Raw genomic sequence first — 23,902 nt, 5'->3', positions numbered from 1 at the left:
CGCCCCCTCATGGCCGAGATCGACCCGGTGCGTATGCGCGATCAGGGGGTACAGTGATATTGAGCCCGCTTCCTGACAGCGGGTTCACCGCATACTGTGTGTTGTCTGGTCCCCGGGGACGTCCCCCTGGGCCCGCAGCGGATGCCCGGTCGGTGGCCCGATCGGCTCCGACACGACCGCCCTCCGCGCGGACCGTACGCGGAACGACGGCTCCGGACCACGGAGCCCGTGTTCCGCCCGGACCGCGGTGAGGGGCCCGCTCGCGCGGTACGAGCGCTTGAGCGAGGGCCCGTGGTCCCGCGCCGCAGGGTGAGGCCGCCGAAGAAGGCGGCCGATGCCCGGCGCGGTACACCCCACCCCGCCCCGCCGGGGTGCGCCCCAGCTCCCCCGTTCCGCGTCTCACGGAAGAGGCAAGCATCCTGACCACCACATTCCGAGAGCTCGGGATCCTTCCCGAGACAGCCGAAGCCCTGGAAGCCGTCGGCATCACGTCCCCGTTCCCCATCCAGGAGATGACCCTGCCGGTCGCCCTGTCCGGCGCCGACGTCATCGGCCAGGCCAAGACCGGCACCGGCAAGACGCTCGGCTTCGGGCTGCCGCTCCTGGACTCCGTCGTCGTCCCCGCCGACGTCGAGGCCGGCCGGGCCACGCCCGACCAGCTCACCGAGGCCCCGCAGGCGCTCGTGGTCGTCCCCACCCGCGAGCTGTGCCAGCAGGTCACCAACGACCTCCTCACCGCGGGCAAGGTCCGCAACGTCCGAGTGCTGGCGATCTACGGCGGCCGCGCCTACGAGCCGCAGGTCGAGGCGCTGAGGAAGGGCGTCGACGTGGTCGTCGGCACCCCGGGCCGGCTGCTGGACCTCGCGGGCCAGCGCAAGCTCAGCCTGGCGCACATCCGCACGCTGGTGCTGGACGAGGCGGACGAGATGCTCGACCTGGGCTTCCTGCCGGACGTCGAGAAGATCATCCAGCAGCTGCCCGCCAAGCGGCAGACGATGCTGTTCTCCGCGACCATGCCGGGCCAGGTGATCTCCCTCGCCCGCCGCTACATGTCGCAGCCCACCCACATCCGCGCCACCTCGCCGGACGACGAGGGCGCGACGGTCGCCAACACCGCCCAGCACGTCTTCCGCGCGCACTCGCTGGACAAGGTGGAGATGGTCTCCCGGATCCTCCAGGCCACCGGCCGCGGACTGGCGATGATCTTCTGCCGCACCAAGCGGACGGCGGCCGACGTCGCCGACCAGCTCTCCCGTCGCGGCTTCGCCGCGGGCGCGGTCCACGGCGACCTCGGCCAGGGAGCGCGCGAGCAGGCGCTGCGCGCCTTCCGCAACGGCAAGATCGACGTGCTCGTCTGCACCGACGTGGCCGCCCGCGGCATCGACGTGGACGGCGTCACGCACGTGATCAACTACCAGACGCCCGAGGACGAGAAGACCTACCTGCACCGCATCGGCCGCACCGGCCGCGCGGGCCGGAAGGGCACGGCCGTCACGCTCGTCGACTGGGACGACATCCCGCGCTGGCAGCTGATCAACAAGGCGCTGGAGCTGGACTTCAACGACCCGCCGGAGACGTACTCCACCTCGCCCCACCTGTACGAGGCGCTGGACATCCCCGACGGGACCAAGGGGGTCCTGCCGCGGTCGGAGCGCACCCGCGCCGGACTCGACGCCGAGGAGGTCGAGGACCTGGGCGAGACCGGCGGCCGCGGCCGCGGACGCGGCCGGGGTCCCGTGGAGGAGGCCGCGCCGCGCACCCGCACCCCGCGCAGGCGCCGCCGCACCCGCAGCGGCGCGCCGGTGGAGCACGCGGGCCCGGACGCCTCCGGCGGCGACGCCGCGGCGGAGCCGGCCGCCCCCACCGGTGAGCAGCCGGCGGGCGAGGCCCGCAGGCCGCGCAGGCGCCGCACCCGCGGCGGCGCGTCCGCGCAGGCGGCGCAGACCCGGTCCGCCGCGTCCTCCCCGGAGACCGAGGCCCCGGCCGCCGAGCAGCCGGCGGGCGAGGCCCGCAGGCCGCGCAGGCGCCGCCGCACCCGCAGCGGCGCCGCCGCGGGGGCGGCGCAGGAGCCCGCCCAGGAGAGCTGATCGCGTCCGCGCGCCCCGCCGGGGGCGTGCGGCGCTCCGTGGAACGCCCCCGCCGCACCCGCGGCGGGGGCGTTCCCGCTTCCCCGCCGCAGGCGGCCGGCTCCGCCGCGCCGGTGTGCGGGCCGCCGGTCGGGGTCGCTAGCCTCGCCCCATGAGCAAGCCGCCGACCCTGACCCTGCCGCCCGGCGCGCGGGCGTACCGCCTCGCCACCTCCCGCGGCGACTTCGCCGTGCACGACGCGGGGGAGGCCCGTGCCGGGACGGCGCTGCTGGTGCCGGGGTTCACCGGCAGCAAGGAGGACTTCATCGCCCTGCTCGGGCCGCTGGCGCGGCGGGGCTACCGGGTGGTGGCCGTGGACGGCCGGGGGCAGTACGAGACCGGCGGCCCGCGCGACGAGGCCGCCTACGCCCAGGAGGAGCTGGCCCGGGACGTGCTGGCCCAGGCGGCGGCGCTGGGCGGAGGGGTCCACCTGGTGGGGCACTCCATGGGCGGGCTGGTGGCCCGGGCCGCCGTGCTGGCGGACGCCGCCCCCTTCGCCTCGCTGACGATCATGAGCTCCGGTCCCGCCGCCATCGCCGCCGCGCAGCACGCCCGCACCCGCCGGCTGGTCGAGGCGCTGGCGGTACTGGACATGGAGACGGTCTGGCGTGCGATGCGCGATCTGGACCCGCCGGAGGCCGCCGACGACGGCACCCCGCCCGAGGTGCGGGAGTTCCTGCGCCGGCGCTGGCTGGCCAACGTCCCCGAGCAGTTGGTCGCCACCGGGCGCCGGCTGCTGACCGAGCCGGACCGCGTGGACGCGCTGGCGGCCGTGCCCCTGCCCAAGCACGTGCTGTCCGGGGCGGTGGACTACGCCTGGCCGGTGCCGCTGATGGACGAGATGGCGCGGCGGCTCGGTGCCCGCCGCACGGTGGTCGAGGGCGCCGAGCACTCCCCCGGCGCCGAGCGGCCCGCCGAGACGGCCGAGGCGATGGCGGCCTTCTGGGGCGAGTGCCGCGGCCGCGCCTCCGCACCGGCCGGCGCGGGCGGCGCGGAGGAGTCCGGCGCGGCGGAGCGGTTCTAGCCGCCCCGGACGAACTGCGTGACGCCGTTGGCGATCTGCTGGACGGCGATCGCCGACAGCAGCATTCCGGACAGCCTGGTCACCAGCACCACGCCGCCGTCCTTGATGACGCGGATGATCAGCAGCGAGTACCGCATCACCAGCCACAGCACCACGTGCAGCGCGACGATGGCCGTCCACACCGAGAGGTGGCCGGCCGGCCCGTCGGCCCTCTGCACGGCCAGGATGACGGAGACGATCGCGCCGGGTCCGGCCAGCAGGGGCATGCCCAGCGGGACGAGCGCCGCGTTGACGTCCTTGGTCTGCGTCGGCTCGTCGGCCCTGCCGGTGAGCAGGTCCAGGGCGACCAGCAGCAGCAGGAGGCCGCCCGCGACCATCAGGGCGGGGATCGACACGTGCAGGTAGGCGAGGATCTGCCGGCCGAGGAGGCCGAAGACGGCGATCACCCCGAAGGCGACGGCGGTGGCCTGGAGGGCCATCTTCCGCTGCACCTTGGCCGGGCGGCCGGAGGAGAGGGCGAGGAAGATCGGGATGATGCCGGGCGGGTCCATGATCACAAAAAGCGTGACAAAGACGGACCCGAAGACAGCGATGTCGAACACGGTGGTGCCTTGCGTGGTGTCTGGGGGCGGAGGGGTGAGCGGTGGAGCGCGGCCGGCGCGGCGGCCGGCCGGGATCAGGCGGTGACGGGCCGCGTGCCTGATCCCCGGGCCGCGATCTCGGCGTAGACGTCCGGGTCGGTGGTGTGCTCGCCGAGCCGGCACGTCTTGCGGGTGCCGTGGTAGTCGCTGGAGCCGGTGGTCAGCAGGCCGAGGTCGCGGGCGAGGCCGCGCAGCCGGTCGCGGGTGGCGGCGTCGTGGTCCATGTGGTCCACCTCGATGCCGTCGAGCCCGGCGGCGGCCAGCTCCGCGATGGCGCTCTCGGGCACGCACCGCCCCCGCTTGGCGGCCCGGGGGTGGGCGAAGACCGCGACCCCGCCCGCGCCCTTGATCAGCCGGATCGCCGTGAACGGGTCCAGCTCGTGCTTCTCGACGTGGGCCCGCCCGTCGTCGGCGATCCACTCGGGGGTGAAGGCGTCGGAGACGGTCTCGACGACGCCCAGCTCCACCATCGCCGTCGCGATGTGGGGACGGCCCACGGAGCCGTCCCCGGCGATCTCGGCGACCCGCTCCCAGGTGATGGGCACGCCCAGCTCGCGGAGCCTGGCCACCATGCCCCGGGCGCGCGGGACGCGGTCGTCGCGGACGAGTTCGCGTTCGCGCGCCAGCTCCGGCTCGTCCGGATCGAACAGGTAGGCCAGCATGTGCAGGCTCACGCCGTCCAGGCGGCAGGAGAGCTCTGCGCCGGGGACGAGGGTGAGGCCGGCGGGGAGGGCCGCGATCGCCTCGGCGTGGCCGGCGACCGTGTCGTGGTCGGTGAGCGCCACCACGTCCAGCCCGGCCTCCGCGGCGGCCCGCACCAGCGCGGCGGGGGTGTCGGTGCCGTCCGAGGCGGTGGAGTGGGTGTGCAGGTCGATGCGCACGGCGGATGCTCCCCCTCCCACGGCGGACGGCTCGGACGGCTCGGACGGACACTCCAGGGTAGAACAGTTCCGCGCGTGCCCCGCCCGCGGTCCGCCGGCCGGGACGGCCCGGCGGCGGGGAGGGGCCGGCGGCGGGGAGGGGCCGACGGCGGGGAGGGGCCGGGACCTCAGCTCCCGGGGCCGCCCAGCAGCTGGGGCGAGAGCGCGCCGCAGGGCACCAGCTCCACCTCCGCGCCCGCCTCCCGCAGGTCCGTGAGGACCAGTTCGTCGTACATCAGCATTCCGGACCGCTCGGGCCAGACGATCGCCCACAGCCACAGTCCGCGCGCCTCGCCCGCGAACACCGCGCGGTCCCGGGGGGCGTCCTCGACCAGCCACAGCGGGGTGGGCCGTCCGGCGGCCAGGACCTTGGCGTGCGGGGGCCGGGCCACGTCGATCAGCGGACCGGGATCGGGGCCGGGGACCCCGGCGTAGCGCGCCCCGAGCCCCACGCCCAGCTCCTCGGCGACCAGCAGCAGCTCGCCGGGGCCGCCCAGCGGTCCGGGACCGGAGCAGGCGACGGCGGTGGCCCGCCCGCCGGCGCGGTCGTCGCCCGCGTAGGCGATCCCGGTGAACAGCCAGCCGATCGGCAGCGGCCAGGGCATCCACACCGGCACCTGGGCGCGGTGGAGCACCACGCCGAGCGCCTCGACGCTCGGCGGGAGGACCGGCTGCAGCGGGTGCACCGGCCCGTGGACGGCGCACTGCCAGGAGTCGGCGAAGAGACCGGGCGCCCTGACGCGGCCGCCGCACTTCGGGCAAGTGGGTTCGCCCCTCATGGAGCCACGGTCCTCCCCGGGCGCGCTTCCGTCAAGGACGATCACTCGTACGGAGCGCCCGCCCCGGCCGGCACCGCCCGGGTCCGCCCCCGCCCCGCGCCGGTCCGCCGGTCCGCCGGCCCGTCAGTCCGTCACTCCGTCAGGGGAACGGACACGCGCCGGGGGTCGCGCAGGTCCGTGCCGTGCGTCAGCCAGCGCTCCTGGAGCGCCGCCGCGCCGTGCACCCGCTTCCAGGCCGCCTCGTTGGGCGTCATCGGCAGCAGGGGCAGGAAGCGCACCGGCTCCAGGGGCGCGTCCAGCTCCAGGTCCTCCACCAGGCCGCCGGCCTCGGCGACCAGCACGGAGGTGAAGGGCGCGCCCGGCCACAGCGGCTCGCCCAGGTCCAGGGAGGCGCCGGGGGCCACGACCACGCCCTCGACCTGCGGGGAGGCGGCCAGCACCGCGAGCGGGCGCAGCACCTTGTCGGTGTCGGCCTCCCCCGCACGCACCGTCAGCACCAGTTCGGCGCGCGGGCCCCGCTCGGGATCGGCCAGGACGGCGGAGGGGTCGGTCATGGGGGCGGCGGACATGCCCAGGGTGGCGTACCTCACCAGGGGGCCGCCGTCGCCGTCGGGGACGGGGAAGCGCAGCACCTCGATCCGGTCGGTGCCGAGGAACGTCACCGCCGCCCGCGCGTCGGGTTCCCCGAGGGCGCTGCGCAGCCGCGCCTCGACCAGTTCCAGAACGTGTGCCATACGGCGAGCATAGATCGTGTATTGATCAGGCAAAGAGGGCACACGAAAGGCCCCGGACGGAACCGGGGGTGTTCCGCGGGTGCTACCGTTGACTGCTGGTCAAGGCGTGTACACATCTTCCCCCGAGGGGGACCGGCCGGAGGAGGTGGGGCTGCGATGGATCCGAGTCGACCGTGCAGTACCAGCCGCTCTTCCGCCCGGCAGCCACGTCCCCTCCTCTGAGGTCTCCGAGGGTCTTCCGCCTACCTCCCCCCGCCTTCTCGCGGTGAAACACCGGAAGTCCCCTCTTTTTTCCTCCTCCGGACCGGCTTCGCGGAAGAGCGCGTGAGCCTCTCTTGCTCGACCGACGTTCTCAGCGAACGCCGTACGCCCGCACGGCTCGCGTGGTGCCCGCTTTGCAGACCTCCGGCGGACGTCCGCCCCCGTAGGTCCCCATTCCGGGCAGCGCTGCGCCCGTCGGGCGGCGGCTCGGCACGCGAAGGAGCCCAGCATGTCGATGATCCGTGACCTGCGCGCCGCGGTCCGCCCCGCCCTGCGCCGGGGCGGCCGCTCCCCCTACGCCTGCGACGCCGCGGGCGGTGGCACAGGCGGCACCAGCGCCGTGGTGGACTGCGCCGTCTACCGCGGCGGCCGCCGCGACGCCCGGCACGTCTCGCCCGGCGAGGCGCTGCGCGCCCTGCGCTCCGAGGAGGGTGGCGGCGACGGGGCGTTCGTGTGGATCGGCCTGCACGAACCCACCGAGCAGGAGTTCGCCGGCATCGCCCGCGAGTTCGGCCTCCACCCGCTCGCCGTCGAGGACGCCGTCCACGCCCACCAGCGCCCGAAGCTGGAGCGGTACGACGACTCGCTGTTCACCGTCTTCAAGACGATCCACTACGTCGAGCACGCCCGGCTCACCGACACCAGCGAGGTGGTGGAGACCGGCGAGGTGATGTGCTTCACCGGCCGGGACTACATCATCACCGTCCGGCACGGCGGCCAGGGCTCGCTGCGCTCCCTGCGCCACCGCCTGGAGGACGACCCGGAGTTGCTGGCCAAGGGCCCCTCGGCGGTGCTGCACGCCATCGCCGACCAGGTGGTGGACGGGTACCTGGCCGTCGCGGGCGCGGTGCAGGACGACATCGACGAGGTCGAGATCCAGGTCTTCTCCGAGAACGCCGGGCGGGGCCGCCGCGGCGGCGACGCGGGCCGGATCTACCAGCTCAAGCGCGAGGTGCTGGAGTTCAAGCGGGCGGTCTCCCCGCTGCTGCGGCCCATGCAGCTGCTGAGCGAGCGGCCGATGCGGCTGATCGACCCCGACATCCAGAAGTACTTCCGCGACGTCGCCGACCACCTGACGCGGGTGAACGAGCAGGTGCTCTCCTTCGACGACCTGCTCAACTCCATCCTCCAGGCGAACCTCGCCCAGGCGACGGTCGCCCAGAACGAGGACATGCGGAAGATCACCTCGTGGGCGGCGATCTTCGCCGTCCCGACGATGATCGCCGGGATCTACGGCATGAACTTCGACTACATGCCCGAACTCCGGTGGAAGTACGGCTACCCGACCGTCATGGCCGTGATCGCCGGCATCTGCTACGTCATCCACCGCGGCTTCAAGCGCAACGGCTGGCTCTAGGCGGGCCGCCCGGCGGGACGGGCCGTCAGCCCGCCCGCCGCCGGGCGGCGCCGTTGCCCCTGACGACCAGGACCAGGCCCACCAGGATCACCGCCAGCGCCGCGTAGACGGCGGCGGGCGGGGTCTGGCCCAGCCAGAGCGCCGCGATCAGGGCCGCGCCCGGCGTCTCCAGCAGGATCGCCGTCGAGGTGACCGACGGGCCGAGCCCGCGCACCACCCGGTTGATCAGGGAGTGGCCCAGCAGCTGCGCGGTGAGGGTGAGCACGGCCAGCTTGATCCAGGTCTCCGCGTCGTACCCCGAGCCGAGGTCGGCCCCCGAGACCAGGCACGCCACCAGCAGCAGCGCCGCCGTGGTGGTGTAGCAGACGTAGGTGTACGCGGTCGTGGAGACCGTGCGGCGGACCTCGGCCCCCAGGAGCACGTACCCCGCCGCCGCCATGCCGCCGCCCAGCGCGAGGGCGTCGCCGGCCAGGGCGCGCGGGGAGAGCGTCAGGTCGACGCCGGTCAGGAGCACCACCCCGGCGAAGGCGACGGCCGTGCCGGCCCACACCAGCGCGGGCGAGTTCCGGCCGCGCAGCCGCAGCAGCAGGGTGGTCCAGATGGGTGTGGTGGTCACCAGCGCGGTCGAGGAGGCGACCGAGGTCATGTGGAGGCTGGGCAGCCAGAGCCCGAAGTGCAGGGCGAGCAGCGCCCCGGCGGCCGAGGCCAGCAGGACGTTCCTGCGGCCCATGGCGCGCAGCTCGGCGCGGTGGCGGAGCAGGGCCAGCGGGGTGAGCACGCCGGCCGCCATCGCGTTGCGCCAGAAGGCGATGGCCATGGCCGGGGCGGCGGTGGCCGCTATCAGAGGGGCGGACAGGGAGATGCCGGAGACGGCCACCGCCAGCAGGAACAGGTCCAGGCCGTGGCCCGGCCGCCCGGCGGGCACGGACGGGCCGTCCTGCGTACGGCCCGGGGCGGCGAATGTCGTCCTGACGGCGCGCACGGTGCTCCTCCCTGCTCCCGGGCCCTGGGCCGCGGGCTCCTCGGACCCCGGTCCCCCCGGGTCCCGCTTCCCCCCGGGGCCGGTCCCGGGGGCGGCCCCGCCCGGGGCCCGGCGTTCGGGGCGTCCACCGCTCCGCGCCGCCGCCCACCAGCGTAAGGCGCGTGGGGCGGCGGCGGTACTGACCCCCGCCCGGGCCGCCGCGGGGAGGCGCGCCCGGGCGGCGGCGCGGCGGTAGGGTCGCGGTCATGGCCAATCCGTCCGTTCCCGCGTCCGTACCGGCGCTCGACCTGGCACTGATCGAGGAGTCGGCGAAGAAGTCCGCCCTGGTGTGGGTGCGCGGCCCGCGCGGGCCCGAGCGCCCCCTGTGGCACGTCTGGCACGAGGGGGCCGTCTGCCTGGTCGGCGACGGCCCGGCGGAGCAGCCGCTGGCGGGCCTGGGCCTGGTCGGCGGCGGCACCGCCACGGTCACCGCCCGCAGCAAGGACAAGGGCGGCCGCCTGGTGGTCTGGCCGGCCCGGGTGGTGGAGCCGGCCCCCGGCGGGGAGGAGTGGCGGGCCGCGGTGGCCGAGCTGGCGGGCAAGCGGCTCAACGCGCCGGACGCGGGCGTGATCGCCGACCGCTGGGAGCGCGAGTGCCGGGTGCTGCGCCTGGAGCCCGCCGGCCCGCTGCTGGAGGGGCCGGAGGCGCCGCCGGACGGCCCGCACACCGCCGTGCCGCTGCCGACGCCCGCGACCACGCGCCGCCCCGCCCCCGCCGGGCTGCCGAAGCTGCTGCTGCGCCGCGGCCGCCGCCGCGGGGCCGGGGGCTGAGCCCGGCCGCTCACTCCGCGGCCGAGATCCTCTTCCCGTAGTCGACGACCTGGTCCTTGCCGGGGGCCCGCAGGGTGAACTCCTTGTCCCACTCCGTCAGCTGGACCACGCCCGCGTCCCCGCCCCGCTCCAGGCGCAGCGGGTAGGGCTTCCCGATCAGGGCGACGCTGAGCACCCCGCCGGCACCGCCCGCGGCCCGCACCTCGATCGTCCGCACGCCCTCCACCTCGCCGCGGTCGCCGGTCTCCCGCTCGCCCTGGAGGCTGAGCAGCCCGTCCAGCAGCACGTCCTTGTCCGTGAAGCCGCTGAGCTGGTCGTAGGCGGGGTCGCCGGAGGGCACCTTGACGTACTTGTCCTCCAGTTTGCGGGCCGCGGCCAGGTCCGTCTCGGAGGGCTGCTCCCCGCCCTCCCCCTGCCGGCTCCAGAAGTCGGTGCCCGCCTTGAGGTAGAGGTCCTCGCCCACCCGCAGCAGCTCGAAGCGCGAGCCGCCCTTGGCCGCGACCTCGCCCAGGCCGCCGTCACCGCTCAGCCGCATGTCCAGGCGGTAGGTGCGGCCCTTGCTGACCACGCTGCCCGACAGCCGCACCGAGTCCGCCGCCTCGGCGGCCTTGCGCGCCCGGTCCTCGATCTTGCCGGGGGAGAGCTTGCCGACCCCGTTGGTCCCCTTGTCCGGGTCCTCCGACCCGCAGCCCGCGAGGACGGCCAGCAGCACCGCGCAGACCGCCCCGGCCACCGCCGCACTCCTGGCACGAACACCGAGGGTCCACGCAGTCACGTCCGCTCTTCCTCCTGATGTCGGGGGCAGGACGGCACCTTACCGGTGGCGGGCACCCCGTACGGAAGGCGGCCGTCCGGCCGAGGCCGCCGCACCGGCGCGGACCTGGCGCGTTAGCCTGGGAGCCGCATCCGGTCGCGGCCCGGACCGCAGCCGGCGCGGTTCCCGGCCGGATCCGGGTGCGGACCCTCGGCCGGCGCGGGTACACGGCACCACGTCGCGCGACACGCACGAGTGAGGCACGAGTGAGGAGCGGAGGGCAGGCATGGCGCTGGGCACCCCGCGGGTCTTCGTCTCCCACCTGTCCGGCGTGGCCGTCTTCGACCCCGTGGGGGACCAGGTCGGCCGCGTACGGGACGTGGTGGCGATGCTGCGCGTGGGCGGTCTTCCGCCGCGCGTGCTGGGACTGGTCGTCGAGGTGGTCAGCCGGCGGCGCGTCTTCCTGCCCATGACCCGGGTGACCGGGGTCGAGTCGGGCCAGGTGATCACCACCGGGGTGGTCAACATGCGGCGCTTCGAGCAGCGCCCCACCGAGACCCTGGTCCTGGGCGAACTGCTGGACCGGCACGTGACGCTGGTCGAGACGGGCGAGAAGGCCACCGTCCTCGACGTCGGCCTCACCCAGCTCACCGGGCGCCGGGACTGGCTGATCGACAAGGTCTTCGTGCGGCGCGGCGGCGGTGGCGGGGGCCTGCGCAGGCGGCGCGGGGAGACGCTGACCGTGGAGTGGTCGGCCGTGACCGGCTTCTCGCTGGCGGAGGAGGAGCAGGGGGCGGCCAACCTGCTGGCCACCTTCGAGCGGCTGCGCCCGGCCGACCTCGCCAACGTCCTGCACCACCTGTCGCCCAAGCGCCGGGCCGAGGTGGCGGCCGCGCTGGACGACGACCGGCTGGCGGACGTGCTGGAGGAGCTGCCCGACGACGACCAGGTGGAGATCCTCGGCAAGCTCAAGGAGGAGCGTGCCGCGGACGTCCTGGAGGCGATGGACCCCGACGACGCCGCCGACCTCCTCTCCGAGCTGCCCGAGGGGGACAAGGAGCGGCTCCTGGGCCTGATGGAGCCGAGGGACGCCGCCCCGGTGCGGCGGCTGCTGACGTACGAGGAGCGCACCGCCGGCGGCATGATGACGACCGAGCCGATCGTGCTGCGGCCCGACGCCACCGTCGCCTACGCCCTGGCCCGGGTGCGGGTGGCGGACCTGCCCGCGCCGCTGGCCGCCCAGGCGTACGTGTGCCGGCCGCCGGAGGAGACCCCGACCGGGAAGTACCTGGGCGTGGTGCACTTCCAGCGGCTGCTGCGGGAACCGCCGGGCACGCTCGTCGGCTCGATCGTCGACAACGACCTGCGGCCGCTGCCGCCGGGTACCCCGCTGTCCACCCTGACCAGCTACCTGGCCGCGTACAACATCGTGGCGGCGCCGGTGGTGGACGAGAGCGGGTCGCTGCTGGGGGCCGTCACGGTCGACGACGTGCTGGACCACCTGCTGCCGGAGGACTGGCGCGAGGCGGCCGCCCACGAGGTCCTCACGGCCCGGGGCGTGCAGGGCACCCAGGGCGCGGAGCACGCACGGAACGCACTCGGCGCGCGGGGGTCCGCAGATGGCCGGTAGGGAGCGCGAGCGGGACGAGCGCATGGCGCGCCGGGAGCGCGAACGGAGCCTTCCGCCGGTCACCGGCCGGGCGGCCCGCACGCGGCTGGACCAGCCGATGGTGCCGCGCCGCAGCCTGCTGCCGGAGTACGACCCGGAGGCCTTCGGGCAGCTGTCGGAGCGGATCGCCCGCTTCCTGGGGACGGGGCGGTTCATCGTCTGGATGACGTTCGTCATCATCGCCTGGGTGGTGTGGAACACCGTGGCGCCGCGGTCGCTGCGCTTCGACGAGTACCCGTTCATCTTCCTGACCCTGGTCCTCTCCCTCCAGGCGTCCTACGCCGCCCCGCTGATCCTGCTGGCCCAGAACCGGCAGGACGACCGGGACCGCGTCAACCTGGAGCAGGACCGCAAGCAGAACGAGCGGTCCATCGCCGACACCGAGTACCTCACCCGGGAGGTCGCCGCGCTGCGGATGGGCCTGGGCGAGGTCGCCACCCGGGACTGGATCCGCTCCGAGCTCCAGGAACTCCTCAGGGAGCTGGAGCAGCGCGGCCCCGTCGAGCCGCCGCCCGACCGCGAGCGCTGAACGCCGGGTGCCGGCGGCGGTGACCCGGGTCTCGTCCGCCGCCTTCGGTAGGGCCGCCGCCGGGCCGTACCATCGGGGCATGGCTACTGACACGTCCGCTGCTCCCGGCGGAGCCCCCACCGAGGAGGCGGTCCGCGCCGCGCTCGCGACCGTCGACGACCCGGAGATCCACCGCCCGATCACCGACCTCGGCATGGTGAAGTCGGTGGAGATCGGCGGGGACGGGTCGGTCGCCGTCACGGTCTACCTGACGGTCGCGGGCTGCCCGATGCGCGAGACCATCACCTCCTCCGTGACCGAGGCCGTCGGCCGGGTGGCGGGCGTCACCGGCGTCACGGTCTCCCTGGACGTGATGAGCGACGAGCAGCGCCGCGAGCTGGCCTCCACCCTCCGCGGCGGGCAGGCCGAGCGCGAGATCCCCTTCGCCCGGCCGGGCTCGCTGACCCGGGTGTACGCGATCGCCTCCGGCAAGGGCGGCGTCGGCAAGTCCTCCGTGACGGTCAACCTGGCGGCGGCGATGGCGGCCGACGGGCTGAAGGTCGGGGTCGTGGACGCCGACATCTACGGCCACTCGGTGCCGCGCATGCTGGGCGCCGACGGCCGTCCCACCCAGGTCGAGAACATGATCATGCCGCCGTCCGCGAACGGCGTGAAGGTCATCTCGATCGGCATGTTCACCCCGGGGAACGCCCCGGTGGTGTGGCGCGGGCCGATGCTGCACCGCGCGCTCCAGCAGTTCCTCGCCGACGTCTACTGGGGCGACCTGGACGTGCTGCTGCTGGACCTGCCCCCGGGCACGGGCGACATCGCCATCTCGGTGGCGCAGCTCATCCCGAACGCCGAGATCCTGGTGGTGACGACGCCGCAGCAGGCGGCGGCCGAGGTCGCCGAGCGCGCCGGCTCCATCGCGGTCCAGACCCACCAGAAGATCGTGGGCGTGGTGGAGAACATGGCCGGGCTGCCCTGCCCGCACTGCGGCGAGATGGTCGACGTCTTCGGCACCGGCGGGGGCCAGCGGGTGGCGGACGGCCTGAGCCGGACGACCGGCACCACCGTCCCCGTCCTCGGCTCCATCCCGATCGACGTGCGGCTGCGCGAGGGCGGTGACGAGGGCAGGCCGGTGGTGCTGACCGACCCGGAGTCCCCGGCCGGCTCGGCGATCCGCGCGGTCGCGGGCAAGCTGGGCGGGCGGCAGCGCGGTCTGGCGGGCATGTCGCTGGGAATCACACCGCGCAACAAGTTCTGATCCCCGGGCGGCGGTCGCGGGCGGCGTGCCGGCGGGCGCGCCGCTCCTCCGCTCCCGGCGGCCGCCCCACGCCCGGCTCCCGAGCCGGGCGGCGGCTCAGTGGCGGTAGGAGGAGATGTCCTTGATCACCGAGAAGCCCAGGCCGTAGGCGCTCATCCCCCGCCCGTACGCGCCGATGTGGACGCCCTCGGTGGTCGGCCCGGCCAGCACCCACCCGTACTCCGACTCCCGATAGCGGAAGTCGGTCGGGACGCCGTCCACCGGGAGCGAGAGGGTGGACCAGTCGGGGCCGTCCAGGTCGTCCGCCAGCTCCCAGGCGATCGCGGTCTGCTGGTCGAGCCACTGCTGTCTGAGCCCGCGCTCCATGCGGGCGGGCCAGGTGCACGACAGCAGGCCCGATCCGGCCAGCCAGGCGGCCGAGGAGACCGAGGTGGCCTCCAGCACGCCCGTGCCGTCCGGGCTGCTGCGCACCGGCCGGGCGGCGACCGTCACCACGACGGTGAAGCGCAGGGTGTCCGGGCCCGACTCGGCGCGGAAGGAGGGCTCGTCCCCGTGGCCGGTCGAGCCGTGCTCGACCGTGCCGTCGGCGGCGGCTCCCACGCGCATCAGCCAGCGCGGGCCGGTGAAGGCCTCGTCGAGCCCGTACCAGGGGAAGCCGGCCATCAGGTAGCCGTCGACCACCCGGTCCGCCCCGGACGCGGGCGCCTCCTGCGGTCCTACCCGGCCCGTCGTCTCCATCTGCGCGCAGCCTCCTCGTGTGCCCCGTGTGGTGGGAGGCCCGCCCCCCTCGGGCGGCCCGACCCCGGACACAGGGAGGATAGCCATCCCCGTGCGCCCGTCCGGACAGGACCGGCTGCGCACTACGGGAGGTGGCCCTCCCGGTTCACCGCCCGGAGCGGTGCGGGGCCGTCTCAGGTGGCGTCGGCGTCGAACGGCGGCGGCTCGCTCCCGGCCGGGGGCGCCTCCTTGCGGAAGCGGTCGGGTGTGCCGCCCGCGGCGGAGGGGCCCTTCGCCGAACCGGCGGCGGGGGCGTCCGGGGTGCCCGCGGTGACCTCCCGGCCGTTGACGGCGTCGGTGACCTCGGCGAGTTCCTGCCGCAGGTCGAAGCCGTTGCGGATCTCCTTCAGCCCCAGGTCCTCGTTCTCCAGCAGGTGCTTGCGGGCGAAGTTCTTGGGGTTGAGGTCCTCGAACTCGAAGTCCTTGAACTCCGGGCCCAGCTCCCTGCGGATGTCCTCCCGGGCGCTGTCGGAGAACTCGCGGACCTTGCGGACGAACCGCGCGGTGTCCTGGATCACCTTCGGGAGCTTCTCGGGGCCGAAGACGAGGACCGCGAGGACGATGAGCGCGATCAGCTCGAGGGGTCCTATGTCGAAGAACACCGTTCAGCTCCCTCAATTGCATCCACGACCCGTGCGGCCACAGTCACGGTACCCGGCCCGGCGACCGGACGGGAGTCGGCGGCGCGAACAGCGGGCGTCACGAACCGGTCGCCGTTCCCAGCACGACGGTCACCGGCCGCTCCCTTCCGTCCCGCTCGACGGTGAGCTCCAGCCGGTCGCCGGGGCGGTGGCTGCGGATCTTCACGATCAGCTCCTCCCCGCTGTGCACCCGGGTCCCGTCCACCGCGGTGATGACGTCCCCGGCCCGCACGCCCGCCCTGTCGGCCGGTCCGCCCGGGACGACGGGCGTGCCCTCCCCGCCGGGGCCCGCGCCCACGCGCGCGCCGTCGCCGGAGTACTCCATGTCGACCGTGACGCCGATCACCGGATGGGTGGCGCGGCCGGTGCCGATCAGCTCCTCGGCCACCCGCTTGGCCTGGTTGACGGGGATGGCGAAGCCCAGGCCGATGCTGCCCCCGCCGGACTCCGGCAGGCCGCGGCCGGCCGAGCGGATCGCGCTGTTGATGCCGATCACCCGGCCCCTGGCGTCCATCAGGGGGCCGCCGGAGTTGCCGGGGTTGATCGGGGCGTCGGTCTGGAGGGCGTCGACGTAGCTGACGTCGCTGCCCCCGGCACCGCCGTGGTCGCCGCCCGCGGTGATGGGGCGCTCCTTGGCGCTGATGATCCCCGCGGTGACCGTGCCCGCCAGGTCGTAGGGCGAGCCGATCGCCACGACCGGGTCGCCGACCCTGACCGAGTCGGAGTTGCCCAGCGGCAGCGGCCGCAGCCCCGTCACCCCGTCGACCTTCAGCACGGCCAGGTCGTAGCCGCCGTCGGTGCCGACGATCTCGGCGGCGACCGTCTCGCCGCCGTGGAAGGTCACGCGGACGCCGCCGCTCCCGGCGGACCCCACCACGTGGTGGTTGGTGAGGATGTGGCCGCGGTGGTCGAGGACGAACCCGGTGCCGGTGCCCTGCTCGGTCGCGCCGCTCACGTGGACCGTCACCACGCCGGGCAGGGCCCGCGCGGCGATCCCGGCCACGCTGTCCGGGGAGCGGCCGGTGTCCTCCGCGGGCGCCTGGGACAGCTCCACGGTGCCGATCGCGCCGTGCCGCTCCAGGTACACCCCCAGGCCGCCGCCGACCGTCCCCGCGACCAGGGCCAGCACGACGGCCGCGGCGGCCGCCCAGCCCCGGCGGGGGCCGCCGGACGGCGCTCCGGGGGCCGGGGAGGGCCCGTCGGCGGGCGGCGCCGCGGGAGGCGGGGCCCACGGGTCGTACCGCGCGAACGCCCCCGCCGGCCGCGGCTCGGACGCCGCCCCGGTCCGGGGCCGGTCCTGCGGGTCCGTCCGCTCCTGCGTCTGGGGCTGCGGCGGCAGCAGGGTGCCGTACGGGGGTGTCACCGCGGGGCGCCGGACGGGCGGGGCCGGGGCCCAGGGGCCGGGGCCGCCGCGGGGCGGCGTGCCGTAGGGGTCGTGCCCGTCCAGCGGGCGCGGTGCGGGCTCCGCCGGGCGCGCGTCGTCCGCCGGGCGGGGACCCGACGCCCCGCCCGGACGGCTCCACCACGTCGGTTGCGGCCCGCCGGCCTTCCCCTCGTCCATGTCCTCCCCGCCTACCCCCGCGCCGTGCCGCGCGCGGTTCGCACCGCATCGCCACGATTGAACCAGGCGGCCGCCGCCGGTCGCGGGCAGACCCGCCGGGGGCGCCGGTGGCGCCCCCGGGCGCGGGGTCCTCCCCCGGCGCCCCGCCGGGAGGGCGGGCGCCCCGGCGTCACCGGCCGGGCGTCAGCGGTTGGGCGGGATGTTGGGCAGCACGGCGCCCGTGCCCGCTTCCACCGCCGAGGCGGAGGGGGAGGGCACGGCGGCGAACGGCTGCGCCGACGGCTCCGCCGGCTCCTGCGGCCCGGCCACCGGCAGCTGGGCCTGGTACTGCACCGGGCGTATCAGCGGAGGGTGCAGGGTCGGCGTGGCGTCGAGCACCGGCACCGTCATCAGCGTGTGCTGCTGTGTGGTGTGGCCCTCCTCCGCGCGCGGCGACTGCCGCGGCCCGGGCTGCGCGGCCGCCGGCGGCACGGACCGCGCGGACGGACGCGCCGATGCCGGAAGGCTCCGTTCCGCGGAGCCGCCCGACGCGCCGGCGCCCTCCTGCCGCGCCCCGCGCTCACCGCTGCGCTCACCGCCGCGTTCCGCGCCGACCGCCGCCGTGCGCAGCGGGCCCGCCGCCGTGCCGCCCGGTCCGCCCACGGCCGTCGCGGTCCCGCCGGACGTCGTGGTGGAGGTGAGCGCGCCCCCGAGGGCGAAGGCCGCCAGGGAGACGGCCCCGGCCGCGGCGAAGGCGAAGCGGCGCCCGCGTGACGGGGAGCGGTCCGCCTCGTGGATGCGGAAGCCCTTCCCGGGGGTGAGCGCGCCGCCGGAGGGCAGGTACTCGAACTCCCAGGCGGGCCTGGGGCGGCCCGCCGGTCCGCCCGGCTCCGGCGGGCCCTCCGCCAGCCCCGCGGGCAGCCCCTGGAGCCTGGCCAGGAGGCTTTCCGAGGGAGGCGGGGGGGTGGTGTCGGCGAAGACGCTCTTCAGCCTGCGCTGGGCGTCGGCCTCGGCCTTGCAGGAGGGGCAGGTGGCCAGGTGCGCGAGGACGCGTTCGCGCGTCTCGTGTCCCAGTTCGCCGTCCACCAGGGCCGCGAGGCGGTCCCCCAGGTGCTGCTCGGCCGGAGTGGGTTCGAGGTCGGGGGCGCCGCCGTATGTGCCGCTCACTCCGCGCCGTCCTCCCCGCCCGCGGCCGCGGGCACGACTCCGGTGAGCGCGCGCTGCTCGGCACGTGCCTCGGGGGAACGGTGCCTGAGCGCCTTGCGCAGGTGGGAGCGGCCGCGGTGGATGCGGCTGCGGACCGTGCCGAGCTTCACGCCGAGCGTCGCGGCGATCTCCTCGTAGGACAGGCCCTCGATGTCGCACAGCACCACCGCGGCCCGGAACTCCGGGGCGAGGGTGTCCAGGGCCTGCTGGACGTCCGCGTCGAAGTGGGTGTCGTTGAAGTGCTGCTGCGGCGAGGGTTCGCGGCTGGGCAGCCGCTCGGCGGCGTCGTCGGCCAGCGCGTCGAAGCGGATGCGCTGCTTGCGCCGCACCATGTCCAGGAAGAGGTTGGTGGTGATGCGGTGCAGCCAGCCCTCGAAGGTGCCGGGGGTGTAGGTGGACAGCGAGCGGAAGACCCGGACGAACACCTCCTGCGTCAGGTCCTCCGCGTCGTGCTGGTTGCCGGTGAGGCGGTAGGCGAGGCGGTACACCCGTGCGCTGTGGGTGCTGACGATCTCCTCCCAGGTCGGAGGCGTCCACGCCGGGGCGTCCGCGTCGGTGGCGAAGGTCGCGGTGGTCGCGGAGTCGGCGGCGCGGCGGTCGTCAGCGGTGTCGTTCACGGATTTCGGCTCGCCGGGGAACCTGCGGAGGCGCCCGAGCACTCCCCGCCGGCCGCCGGCCGCAGCCGCACCTCCCCTGTCGGCTCTGGTGGTGTCCAGTGGAGCCCCTACCATAGCCACCTCGCCCGTTAGCTCCGGATAAGCTTCTTTGGCCGCCTTTTGGCCCGGCGCCGTCCACGGCCCCCGCCTCGCACGCACGGTCACGTCATGGACCAACGCGCAGTCCCATCTGCGGGTTCCCGAGGGCAGCGGATACAGTCACGGTTGCGTGGAACACGGGGACAGGAGAGGGCGATTACCGGCAACCGGCAGACGAGCTGGGCTTTCGCCGACGCGTACGGCGCCGAGCACGTCGAGCACTCCGCGGCGCTGCGCTGGGCCCGCGACCGGGCCCAGGAGGCTGGCCTGCGCCCGGTGTCGGACGGCACCGGCGCGGCCCTGCGCCTGCTGGCGGCGGCCGTGGACGCCAAGGCCGTGGCCGAGATCGGCACCGGCACCGGGGTTTCGGGCCTCCACCTGCTGCACGGCATGCGGCCGGACGGCGTGCTGACGACCGTGGACACCGAACCGGAGTGCCAGCAGATCGCCCGCCAGGCGTTCCGCGCCGCGGGTTTCGCCTCCAACCGCGCCCGCTTCATCCCCGGCCGGGCCCTGGACGTGCTGCCGCGGCTCGCGGACGGCGGATACGACCTGGTGTTCTGCGACGGCGACCGGACGGAGTGCCTGGAGTACCTGGGCGAATCGTTGCGCCTGCTGCGCCCCGGCGGCCTGGTCTGCTTCGAGGGCGTCTTCGCCGACGGGCGCACCGTCGACACCTCCGCCCAGCCCGCCGAGGTCCTGCGCCTGCGCGAGCTGCTGCGCACCGTCCGGGACAGCACCGTCCTGCTGCCCTCGCTGCTCCCGGTGGGCGACGGGCTGCTGTGCGCGGTCAAACGGGAGACGTGAGCTCCGGGGTCCTCCGGGCCGCGAAACGTCGCCGCCCCCGGAGCCCGTGGGCTCCGGGGGCGGCGACGGCAAAGGCGGTGTGCCGGCAGAGGGCGTTCGAGGGCCCCTCAGCCGCAGGCCTTCTTCAGAGCTTCGCCGAGTGCATCCGCCTCGTCAGGGGTCAGCTCGACGACGAGTCGTCCACCGCCTTCGAGCGGAACGCGCATGATGATGCCCCGCCCCTCCTTGGTCACCTCGAGCGGGCCATCGCCCGTCCGCGGCTTCATGGCCGCCATGCTCGTTCCCCTTCCTGAAACCAGCTGATCTCAGCCGGCAACCCAGGTGTCGCCGGCGTCGAACACATTGCTTCCCGGTCATTATCCCGCATCACACGACCCCGTGACCAACATCGTTCGGTATCCCTTGCGCAACGCGCTTCCGCAAAACCACCCAATTCGGCGATCAGGCTGCAATACTGCGCTCTTTCCCCCCGCGCTCCGGGCCGGCGCCGTTTGACGCAGGTCACATCCCCGGCCGTGTGCCCACCGCGGCCGTCCCTTGCCATGCTGTGCCCCATGTCAGACAACGTGGTCTACGAAGTGTCCGAAGGTCTCGCGACCGTCGTCCTCAACCGCCCCGACGCCATGAACGCCCTCGACACCGCGCTCAAGGAGGCGCTGCGGGACGCGCTGTGCGAGGCGGCCGGCGATCCGGCCGTACGGGCGGTGCTGCTGACCGGGCGGGGCCGGGCGTTCTGCGTCGGGCAGGACCTCAAGGAGCACGTCGAGACGCTGCGGCGGTCCGGCGGCGGCGCGCTGGACACCGTGCGGGAGCACTACAACCCCATCACCCTGGCGATCGCGGGGATGCCCAAGCCGGTCGTGGCGGGCGTCAACGGCGTGGCGGCCGGAGCGGGGGCGGGGTTCGCCTTCGCCGCCGACTACCGCGTGGTCGCCGACACCGCCTCCTTCAACACCTCCTTCACCGGGGTGGCGCTCACCGCCGACTCCGGGGTCTCGTGGACCCTGCCCCGGCTGGTGGGCCCGGGCCGCGCGGCCGACCTGCTGCTCTTCCCCCGCAGCGTGAAGGCGCAGGAGGCGCTGGAGCTGGGCATCGCCAACCGGGTCGTCCCGGCCGACCGGCTCGCCGAGGAGGCCGAGGCCGCGGCCCGCCGGCTCGCCCAGGGGCCGACGGCCGCCTACGCCGCGCTCAAGGAGTCCCTCGCCCACGGCTCGTCCCACTCCCTGGCCGAGACCCTGGAGAAGGAGGCCGAGCTCCAGAGCCGGGCGGGCGCCACGGAGGACCACAGGGCCGCGGTGGAGGCGTTCGTCGCCAAGGAGAAGCCCGTTTACCGGGGCCGCTGACGCGCGCCGGCCCCGGACACCGCCGCCCCGCCGGCCGTCCCGTCCCGACGGGGCGGCGGCGGGGCGGCGGCGCGGACGCAGCAGTCGGCGAGGTGGTCGTCGACCAGACCGCACGCCTGCATCAGGGCGTAGGCCGTGGTGGGCCCGGTGAAGCGGAGGCCGCGCCTCTTGAGCTCCTTCGACAGCGCCGTGGACTCCGGCGTGACCGCGGGGACGTCCGCGAGCGTGCGCGGGACGGGCCGGCCGGCCGGGTCGGGGGCGTGGGACCACACCAGGGCGTCCAGCTCCCCCGGCTCCCACCCGGCCAGCACCCGGGCGTTGGCCAGGGTCGCGTCGATCTTCGCCCGGTTGCGGATGATGCCGGGATCGGCGAGCAGCCGCTCCCGGTCGGCGTCGGTGAACCGGGCCACCGCGGCGATGCGGAAGCCCGCGAAGGCCGCCCGGAACCCCTCGCGGCGGCGCAGGATCGTCAGCCACGACAGCCCGGACTGGAACGCCTCCAGCGACAGCCGCTCGAACAGCGCGTCGTCGCCGTGGACCGGGCGGCCCCACTCGGTGTCGTGGTAGGCGGTGTAGTCCTCGGTGGCCAGGCCCCAGGGGCAGCGCGGCCTTCCGTCGGGGCCGGGCAGCGCCCCCGAGGCGGTCACCGGGGCTCCTGGAAGGGTTCGCCGCCGGGCTTGTCGAACAGGTCCCGGCGGCCCGTGGCCACCGCCTGCGCACCCGCCAGCGACGCCTCCAGCTCGGCGATCCTGGCGTCGCGCTCGGCCAGTTCGGCGCCGACCCGGTCCAGGACGTCGTCGACCTCCTCCATGCGGTAGCCGCGCACGGCCAGCGGCAGCCGCAGCTCCTCCAGGTCCGACCGGTTCAGGGGGCGGTCGGGCGGCAGCCAGGCGACGGTCCGGTCGGGCGCGGCGTCGGCCAGCCCGTCCACCGCGGTGCGGCCCGGTCCGTCGCCGCCCCCCACCACGACCAGCGCGACCGCGGCGACCACCACGACCAACGCGATCAGCAGAAACCAGAACACGCCATCTCCCCGGGGTCCTCGCGCCGGCGGCGGATGCGCCGGCTGCTGCGCCGGCCGGCCGCGCACGGGCGGCCGGCCGGTACACGGTAGGTACAGGTCTCCCCCGATCGTGTCACGGGACGCCGGCGGTTAGGGTCGGCGGCGGACCACGGGGTCGCGGGACCACGGGCCGAGGGGCCGGTGGGCCACGAGGAGAGGACGGCGGATGCTGCGGCTGGGACGGCGCGAGTTCGGCGAGCACGAGACGGTGGTCATGGCCATCGTGAACCGGACTCCGGACTCCTTCTACGACCGGGGGGCCACCTTCCGCGACGGCCCCGCGCTGGACCGGGTCGAGCAGGCGGTGTCGGAGGGCGCGGCCATCATCGACATAGGGGGCGTGAAGGCCGGGCCCGGCGAGGAGGTCTCCGCCGAGGAGGAGGTGCGCCGCACGGCCGGGTTCGTGGCCGAGGTGCGGCGGCGCTGGCCGGACGTGGTGATCAGCGTGGACACCTGGCGGCACGAGGTCGGCGAGGCGGTCTGCGAGGCGGGCGCCGACCTCCTCAACGACGCCTGGGGCGGGGTGGACCCGAAGCTCGCCGAGGTGGCGGCGCGGTACGGCGCGGGGCTGGTGTGCACCCACACCGGCGGCGCCAGGCCGCGCACCCGCCCGCACCGGGTGGCGTACGACGACGTGATGGCCGACGTGCTGCGCGACACCGTCGCCCTGGCCGAGCGGGCGGTCGCGGCGGGGGTGCGGCGGGACGCGGTCCTGATCGATCCCGGCCACGACTTCGGCAAGAACACCCGGCACTCGCTGGAGGTGACCCGCCGGCTGGGGGAGATGGTGGCCACCGGCTGGCCGGTGCTGGTGTCGCTCTCCAACAAGGACTTCGTCGGGGAGACCCTGGACCGGCCGGTGAAGGAGCGGCTGACCGGCACCCTGGCCGTCACCGCGGTCTCCGCGTGGCTGGGGGCGCGGGTCTACCGCGTCCACGAGGTGGCCGAGACCCGGCAGGTGCTCGACATGGTCGCCTCCGTCGCGGGCCACCGGCCGCCCGCCGTGGCACGCCGCGGCCTGGCCTGAGCCGGGCCCGGGCGGAGGGGGCGGCCGGGGCGGCGCGGCGCCGCCCCGGGGCGGCACGGCGCCTCAGTCCGGGTCCACCGGCTGGAAGGACTCGCCCGGCGACCCCACGGCGGCCTCCTTGGTGACCAGCGCGATCGTCTCGTCGACGTCGTCGGTGAGGTGGAACAGCTCCAGGTCGTGCCGGCCCGCCTTGCCGCCCGCGACGACGGTGTCGCGCAGCCAGTCCACCAGGCCCCGCCAGTAGTCCGTGCCGAACAGCACGATCGGGAAGCGGGTGACCTTCTGCGTCTGCACCAGGGTGATCGCCTCGAACAGTTCGTCCATGGTGCCCATCCCGCCGGGCAGGACGACGAATCCGCTCGCGTACTTGACGAACATCGTCTTGCGGACGAAGAAGTAGCGGAAGTTGACCCCGATGTCGACGTAGGGGTTCAGGCCCTGCTCGAAGGGGAGCTCGATGCCCAGCCCCACCGAGGTGCCGCCGGCCTCGGCCGCGCCCCGGTTGGCGGCCTCCATGGCGCCCGGCCCGCCGCCTGTGATCACCGTGAAGCCGGCCTCGGCCAGGGCTCTGCCGATGTTCACCCCGGCCTCGTACTCGGGCGAGCCCTGGGGGGTACGGGCCGAGCCGAAGACGCTGATGGCCGGTCCGATCTCGGCCAGGGTGCCGAAGCCCTCGACGAACTCCGACTGGATGCGCATGACCCGCCAGGGGTCCTGGTGCAGCCACTCCGACGGGCCCGCGGTGTCGAGCAGCCGCTGGTCGGTGGTGCTGCTCTGGACCTGGCCGCGGCGGCGCACCACCGGTCCGAGGCGCTGCTCCCGCGGTGCCTGCCGCTGCCCGAACTCCTCCGCACTGGCCATGCTGTGACTCCCTTGTCGACGCCGACGTACAGGCCGCCAGGGTACGCAGGC

The 23,902-nt window shown here is 75.2% G+C and carries 25 protein-coding genes; 10 read left to right on the top strand and 15 right to left on the bottom strand.

What is annotated here, in order from left to right:
- The first annotated feature begins 512 nt into the window (after positions 1-512).
- Together ACFSJS_RS10065 and ACFSJS_RS10060 are read left to right on the top strand one after the other, a co-directional pair.
- Positions 513-2,087 (top strand): DEAD/DEAH box helicase, encoded by a 1,575-nt coding sequence (locus ACFSJS_RS10065; protein ID WP_380898995.1) that lies wholly within the window; start codon positions 513-515, stop codon positions 2,085-2,087.
- Between the two features lie 151 nt (positions 2,088-2,238).
- On the top strand, positions 2,239-3,150 hold the full coding sequence (locus tag ACFSJS_RS10060) for an alpha/beta fold hydrolase (protein WP_380898994.1): 912 nt from the start codon (positions 2,239-2,241) through the stop codon (positions 3,148-3,150).
- Here the strand turns inward: ACFSJS_RS10060 and ACFSJS_RS10055 are convergent.
- The 4 genes from ACFSJS_RS10055 to ACFSJS_RS10040 all read right to left on the bottom strand — a co-directional run bounded on the left by ACFSJS_RS10055 (position 3,147) and on the right by ACFSJS_RS10040 (position 6,224).
- On the bottom strand, positions 3,147-3,752 hold the full coding sequence (locus ACFSJS_RS10055; protein ID WP_380898993.1) for a MarC family protein: 606 nt from the start codon (positions 3,750-3,752) through the stop codon (positions 3,147-3,149). The genes ACFSJS_RS10060 and ACFSJS_RS10055 overlap by 4 nt on opposite strands.
- Before the next feature lie 74 nt (positions 3,753-3,826).
- Entirely contained in the window at positions 3,827-4,672 is an 846-nt protein-coding gene (locus ACFSJS_RS10050) for a PHP domain-containing protein (protein WP_380898992.1), read from the bottom strand.
- 167 nt (positions 4,673-4,839) lie between these two features.
- Positions 4,840-5,490 carry a DUF6758 family protein gene (locus ACFSJS_RS10045; protein ID WP_380898991.1) on the bottom strand — a complete coding sequence of 217 codons (651 nt, stop codon included), beginning with the start codon at positions 5,488-5,490 and terminating at the stop codon, positions 4,840-4,842.
- A 131-nt stretch (positions 5,491-5,621) separates the two neighbouring features.
- The gene (locus ACFSJS_RS10040; RefSeq protein ID WP_380898990.1) at positions 5,622-6,224 is read right to left on the bottom strand and encodes a suppressor of fused domain protein; all 603 of its coding nucleotides are present in this window, start codon (positions 6,222-6,224) and stop codon (positions 5,622-5,624) included.
- 490 nt (positions 6,225-6,714) lie between these two features.
- Here ACFSJS_RS10040 and corA point away from each other — a divergent pair, with 490 nt between their 5' ends.
- Positions 6,715-7,842 carry a magnesium/cobalt transporter CorA gene (gene corA / locus ACFSJS_RS10035; RefSeq protein ID WP_380898989.1) on the top strand — a complete coding sequence of 376 codons (1,128 nt, stop codon included), beginning with the start codon at positions 6,715-6,717 and terminating at the stop codon, positions 7,840-7,842.
- Positions 7,843-7,867: 25 nt separating this feature from the next.
- Here corA and ACFSJS_RS10030 read toward each other — a convergent pair whose 3' ends face one another.
- Entirely contained in the window at positions 7,868-8,824 is a 957-nt protein-coding gene (locus ACFSJS_RS10030; RefSeq protein ID WP_380898988.1) for a DMT family transporter, read from the bottom strand.
- 245 nt (positions 8,825-9,069) lie between these two features.
- Here ACFSJS_RS10030 and ACFSJS_RS10025 point away from each other — a divergent pair, with 245 nt between their 5' ends.
- On the top strand, positions 9,070-9,633 hold the full coding sequence (locus tag ACFSJS_RS10025; protein WP_380898987.1) for a hypothetical protein: 564 nt from the start codon (positions 9,070-9,072) through the stop codon (positions 9,631-9,633).
- 10 nt (positions 9,634-9,643) lie between these two features.
- Here the strand turns inward: ACFSJS_RS10025 and ACFSJS_RS10020 are convergent, their stop codons facing one another.
- Positions 9,644-10,408 carry a hypothetical protein gene (locus ACFSJS_RS10020; protein ID WP_380898986.1) on the bottom strand — a complete coding sequence of 255 codons (765 nt, stop codon included), beginning with the start codon at positions 10,406-10,408 and terminating at the stop codon, positions 9,644-9,646.
- A 265-nt stretch (positions 10,409-10,673) separates the two neighbouring features.
- Here ACFSJS_RS10020 and ACFSJS_RS10015 point away from each other — a divergent pair, with 265 nt between their 5' ends.
- The 3 genes from ACFSJS_RS10015 to ACFSJS_RS10005 all read left to right on the top strand — a co-directional run bounded on the left by ACFSJS_RS10015 (position 10,674) and on the right by ACFSJS_RS10005 (position 13,831).
- Entirely contained in the window at positions 10,674-12,017 is a 1,344-nt protein-coding gene (locus ACFSJS_RS10015) for a magnesium transporter MgtE N-terminal domain-containing protein (protein WP_380898985.1), read from the top strand.
- Positions 12,007-12,585 carry a DUF1003 domain-containing protein gene (locus ACFSJS_RS10010; protein WP_380898984.1) on the top strand — a complete coding sequence of 193 codons (579 nt, stop codon included), beginning with the start codon at positions 12,007-12,009 and terminating at the stop codon, positions 12,583-12,585. Before ACFSJS_RS10015 ends, ACFSJS_RS10010 begins: the two co-directional genes overlap by 11 nt.
- A gap of 79 nt (positions 12,586-12,664) precedes the next feature.
- The gene (locus tag ACFSJS_RS10005) at positions 12,665-13,831 is read left to right on the top strand and encodes an Mrp/NBP35 family ATP-binding protein (RefSeq protein ID WP_380898983.1); all 1,167 of its coding nucleotides are present in this window, start codon (positions 12,665-12,667) and stop codon (positions 13,829-13,831) included.
- A 96-nt stretch (positions 13,832-13,927) separates the two neighbouring features.
- Here ACFSJS_RS10005 and ACFSJS_RS10000 read toward each other — a convergent pair whose 3' ends face one another.
- The 5 genes from ACFSJS_RS10000 to sigE form a co-directional block, all read right to left on the bottom strand.
- Positions 13,928-14,569, bottom strand: coding sequence for a hypothetical protein (locus tag ACFSJS_RS10000; protein ID WP_380898982.1), 642 nt, complete (start codon positions 14,567-14,569; stop codon positions 13,928-13,930).
- 173 nt (positions 14,570-14,742) lie between these two features.
- Positions 14,743-15,210: a sec-independent translocase gene (locus tag ACFSJS_RS09995; RefSeq protein ID WP_380898981.1), complete on the bottom strand. Its 468-nt coding sequence runs from the start codon at positions 15,208-15,210 to the stop codon at positions 14,743-14,745.
- Between the two features lie 97 nt (positions 15,211-15,307).
- Positions 15,308-16,810, bottom strand: a complete 1,503-nt coding sequence (locus tag ACFSJS_RS09990) for a S1C family serine protease (protein ID WP_380898980.1) — start codon at positions 16,808-16,810, stop codon at positions 15,308-15,310.
- Positions 16,811-16,993: 183 nt separating this feature from the next.
- Positions 16,994-17,956, bottom strand: coding sequence for an anti-sigma factor family protein (locus ACFSJS_RS09985; RefSeq protein ID WP_380898979.1), 963 nt, complete (start codon positions 17,954-17,956; stop codon positions 16,994-16,996).
- Positions 17,953-18,726: an RNA polymerase sigma factor SigE gene (gene sigE / locus ACFSJS_RS09980; RefSeq protein WP_380898978.1), complete on the bottom strand. Its 774-nt coding sequence runs from the start codon at positions 18,724-18,726 to the stop codon at positions 17,953-17,955. Before sigE ends, ACFSJS_RS09985 begins: the two co-directional genes overlap by 4 nt.
- A gap of 150 nt (positions 18,727-18,876) precedes the next feature.
- Here sigE and ACFSJS_RS09975 point away from each other — a divergent pair, with 150 nt between their 5' ends.
- Positions 18,877-19,557 carry an O-methyltransferase gene (locus ACFSJS_RS09975; protein ID WP_380898977.1) on the top strand — a complete coding sequence of 227 codons (681 nt, stop codon included), beginning with the start codon at positions 18,877-18,879 and terminating at the stop codon, positions 19,555-19,557.
- A gap of 107 nt (positions 19,558-19,664) precedes the next feature.
- Here the strand turns inward: ACFSJS_RS09975 and ACFSJS_RS09970 are convergent, their stop codons facing one another.
- The gene (locus ACFSJS_RS09970; RefSeq protein ID WP_014137929.1) at positions 19,665-19,832 is read right to left on the bottom strand and encodes a DUF3117 domain-containing protein; all 168 of its coding nucleotides are present in this window, start codon (positions 19,830-19,832) and stop codon (positions 19,665-19,667) included.
- A 279-nt stretch (positions 19,833-20,111) separates the two neighbouring features.
- On the opposite strand from ACFSJS_RS09970, the gene chcB reads away from it, so the two are divergent.
- Positions 20,112-20,900 (top strand): 2-cyclohexenylcarbonyl CoA isomerase, encoded by a 789-nt coding sequence (gene chcB, locus ACFSJS_RS09965; RefSeq protein ID WP_380898976.1) that lies wholly within the window; start codon positions 20,112-20,114, stop codon positions 20,898-20,900.
- Here the strand turns inward: chcB and ACFSJS_RS09960 are convergent.
- Positions 20,885-21,547: a DNA-3-methyladenine glycosylase I gene (locus ACFSJS_RS09960; RefSeq protein WP_380898975.1), complete on the bottom strand. Its 663-nt coding sequence runs from the start codon at positions 21,545-21,547 to the stop codon at positions 20,885-20,887. The two genes, chcB and ACFSJS_RS09960, sit on opposite strands and share 16 nt — an antisense overlap.
- Positions 21,544-21,924: a DivIVA domain-containing protein gene (locus ACFSJS_RS09955; RefSeq protein WP_380898974.1), complete on the bottom strand. Its 381-nt coding sequence runs from the start codon at positions 21,922-21,924 to the stop codon at positions 21,544-21,546. The genes ACFSJS_RS09960 and ACFSJS_RS09955 overlap by 4 nt, the downstream gene beginning before the upstream one ends.
- 205 nt (positions 21,925-22,129) lie before the next feature.
- Here ACFSJS_RS09955 and folP point away from each other — a divergent pair, with 205 nt between their 5' ends.
- Positions 22,130-22,990 carry a dihydropteroate synthase gene (folP, locus tag ACFSJS_RS09950; RefSeq protein WP_380898973.1) on the top strand — a complete coding sequence of 287 codons (861 nt, stop codon included), beginning with the start codon at positions 22,130-22,132 and terminating at the stop codon, positions 22,988-22,990.
- 63 nt (positions 22,991-23,053) lie between these two features.
- Here folP and ACFSJS_RS09945 read toward each other — a convergent pair whose 3' ends face one another.
- Positions 23,054-23,851: an LOG family protein gene (locus tag ACFSJS_RS09945; RefSeq protein ID WP_380898972.1), complete on the bottom strand. Its 798-nt coding sequence runs from the start codon at positions 23,849-23,851 to the stop codon at positions 23,054-23,056.
- Positions 23,852-23,902: the final 51 nt, after the last annotated feature.

The sequence above is a fragment of the Streptomyces desertarenae genome (assembly GCF_042681365.1).
Classification (GTDB): Bacteria; Actinomycetota; Actinomycetes; order Streptomycetales; family Streptomycetaceae; genus Streptomyces; species Streptomyces desertarenae.
Note: the sequence above shows the minus strand (reverse complement) of the source record. Positions and strands in the feature narration are given on the sequence as shown.

Bases quoted from the DNA above. Each gene is read 5' to 3' on its own strand.
- ACFSJS_RS10065 (WP_380898995.1), top strand. From the start codon at position 513: ATGACCCTGCCGGTCGCCCTGTCCGGCGCCGACGTCATCGGCCAGGCC.
- ACFSJS_RS10060 (WP_380898994.1), top strand. From the start codon at position 2,239: ATGAGCAAGCCGCCGACCCTGACCCTGCCGCCCGGCGCGCGGGCGTAC.
- ACFSJS_RS10045 (WP_380898991.1), bottom strand. From the start codon at position 5,490: ATGAGGGGCGAACCCACTTGCCCGAAGTGCGGCGGCCGCGTCAGGGCG.
- ACFSJS_RS10040 (WP_380898990.1), bottom strand. From the start codon at position 6,224: ATGGCACACGTTCTGGAACTGGTCGAGGCGCGGCTGCGCAGCGCCCTC.
- corA (WP_380898989.1), top strand. From the start codon at position 6,715: ATGTCGATGATCCGTGACCTGCGCGCCGCGGTCCGCCCCGCCCTGCGC.
- ACFSJS_RS10025 (WP_380898987.1), top strand. From the start codon at position 9,070: ATGGCCAATCCGTCCGTTCCCGCGTCCGTACCGGCGCTCGACCTGGCA.
- ACFSJS_RS10015 (WP_380898985.1), top strand. From the start codon at position 10,674: ATGGCGCTGGGCACCCCGCGGGTCTTCGTCTCCCACCTGTCCGGCGTG.
- ACFSJS_RS10010 (WP_380898984.1), top strand. From the start codon at position 12,007: ATGGCCGGTAGGGAGCGCGAGCGGGACGAGCGCATGGCGCGCCGGGAG.
- ACFSJS_RS10005 (WP_380898983.1), top strand. From the start codon at position 12,665: ATGGCTACTGACACGTCCGCTGCTCCCGGCGGAGCCCCCACCGAGGAG.
- ACFSJS_RS10000 (WP_380898982.1), bottom strand. From the start codon at position 14,569: ATGGAGACGACGGGCCGGGTAGGACCGCAGGAGGCGCCCGCGTCCGGG.
- ACFSJS_RS09990 (WP_380898980.1), bottom strand. From the start codon at position 16,810: ATGGACGAGGGGAAGGCCGGCGGGCCGCAACCGACGTGGTGGAGCCGT.
- sigE (WP_380898978.1), bottom strand. From the start codon at position 18,726: ATGGTAGGGGCTCCACTGGACACCACCAGAGCCGACAGGGGAGGTGCG.
- ACFSJS_RS09970 (WP_014137929.1), bottom strand. From the start codon at position 19,832: ATGGCGGCCATGAAGCCGCGGACGGGCGATGGCCCGCTCGAGGTGACC.
- chcB (WP_380898976.1), top strand. From the start codon at position 20,112: ATGTCAGACAACGTGGTCTACGAAGTGTCCGAAGGTCTCGCGACCGTC.
- folP (WP_380898973.1), top strand. From the start codon at position 22,130: ATGCTGCGGCTGGGACGGCGCGAGTTCGGCGAGCACGAGACGGTGGTC.
- ACFSJS_RS09945 (WP_380898972.1), bottom strand. From the start codon at position 23,851: ATGGCCAGTGCGGAGGAGTTCGGGCAGCGGCAGGCACCGCGGGAGCAG.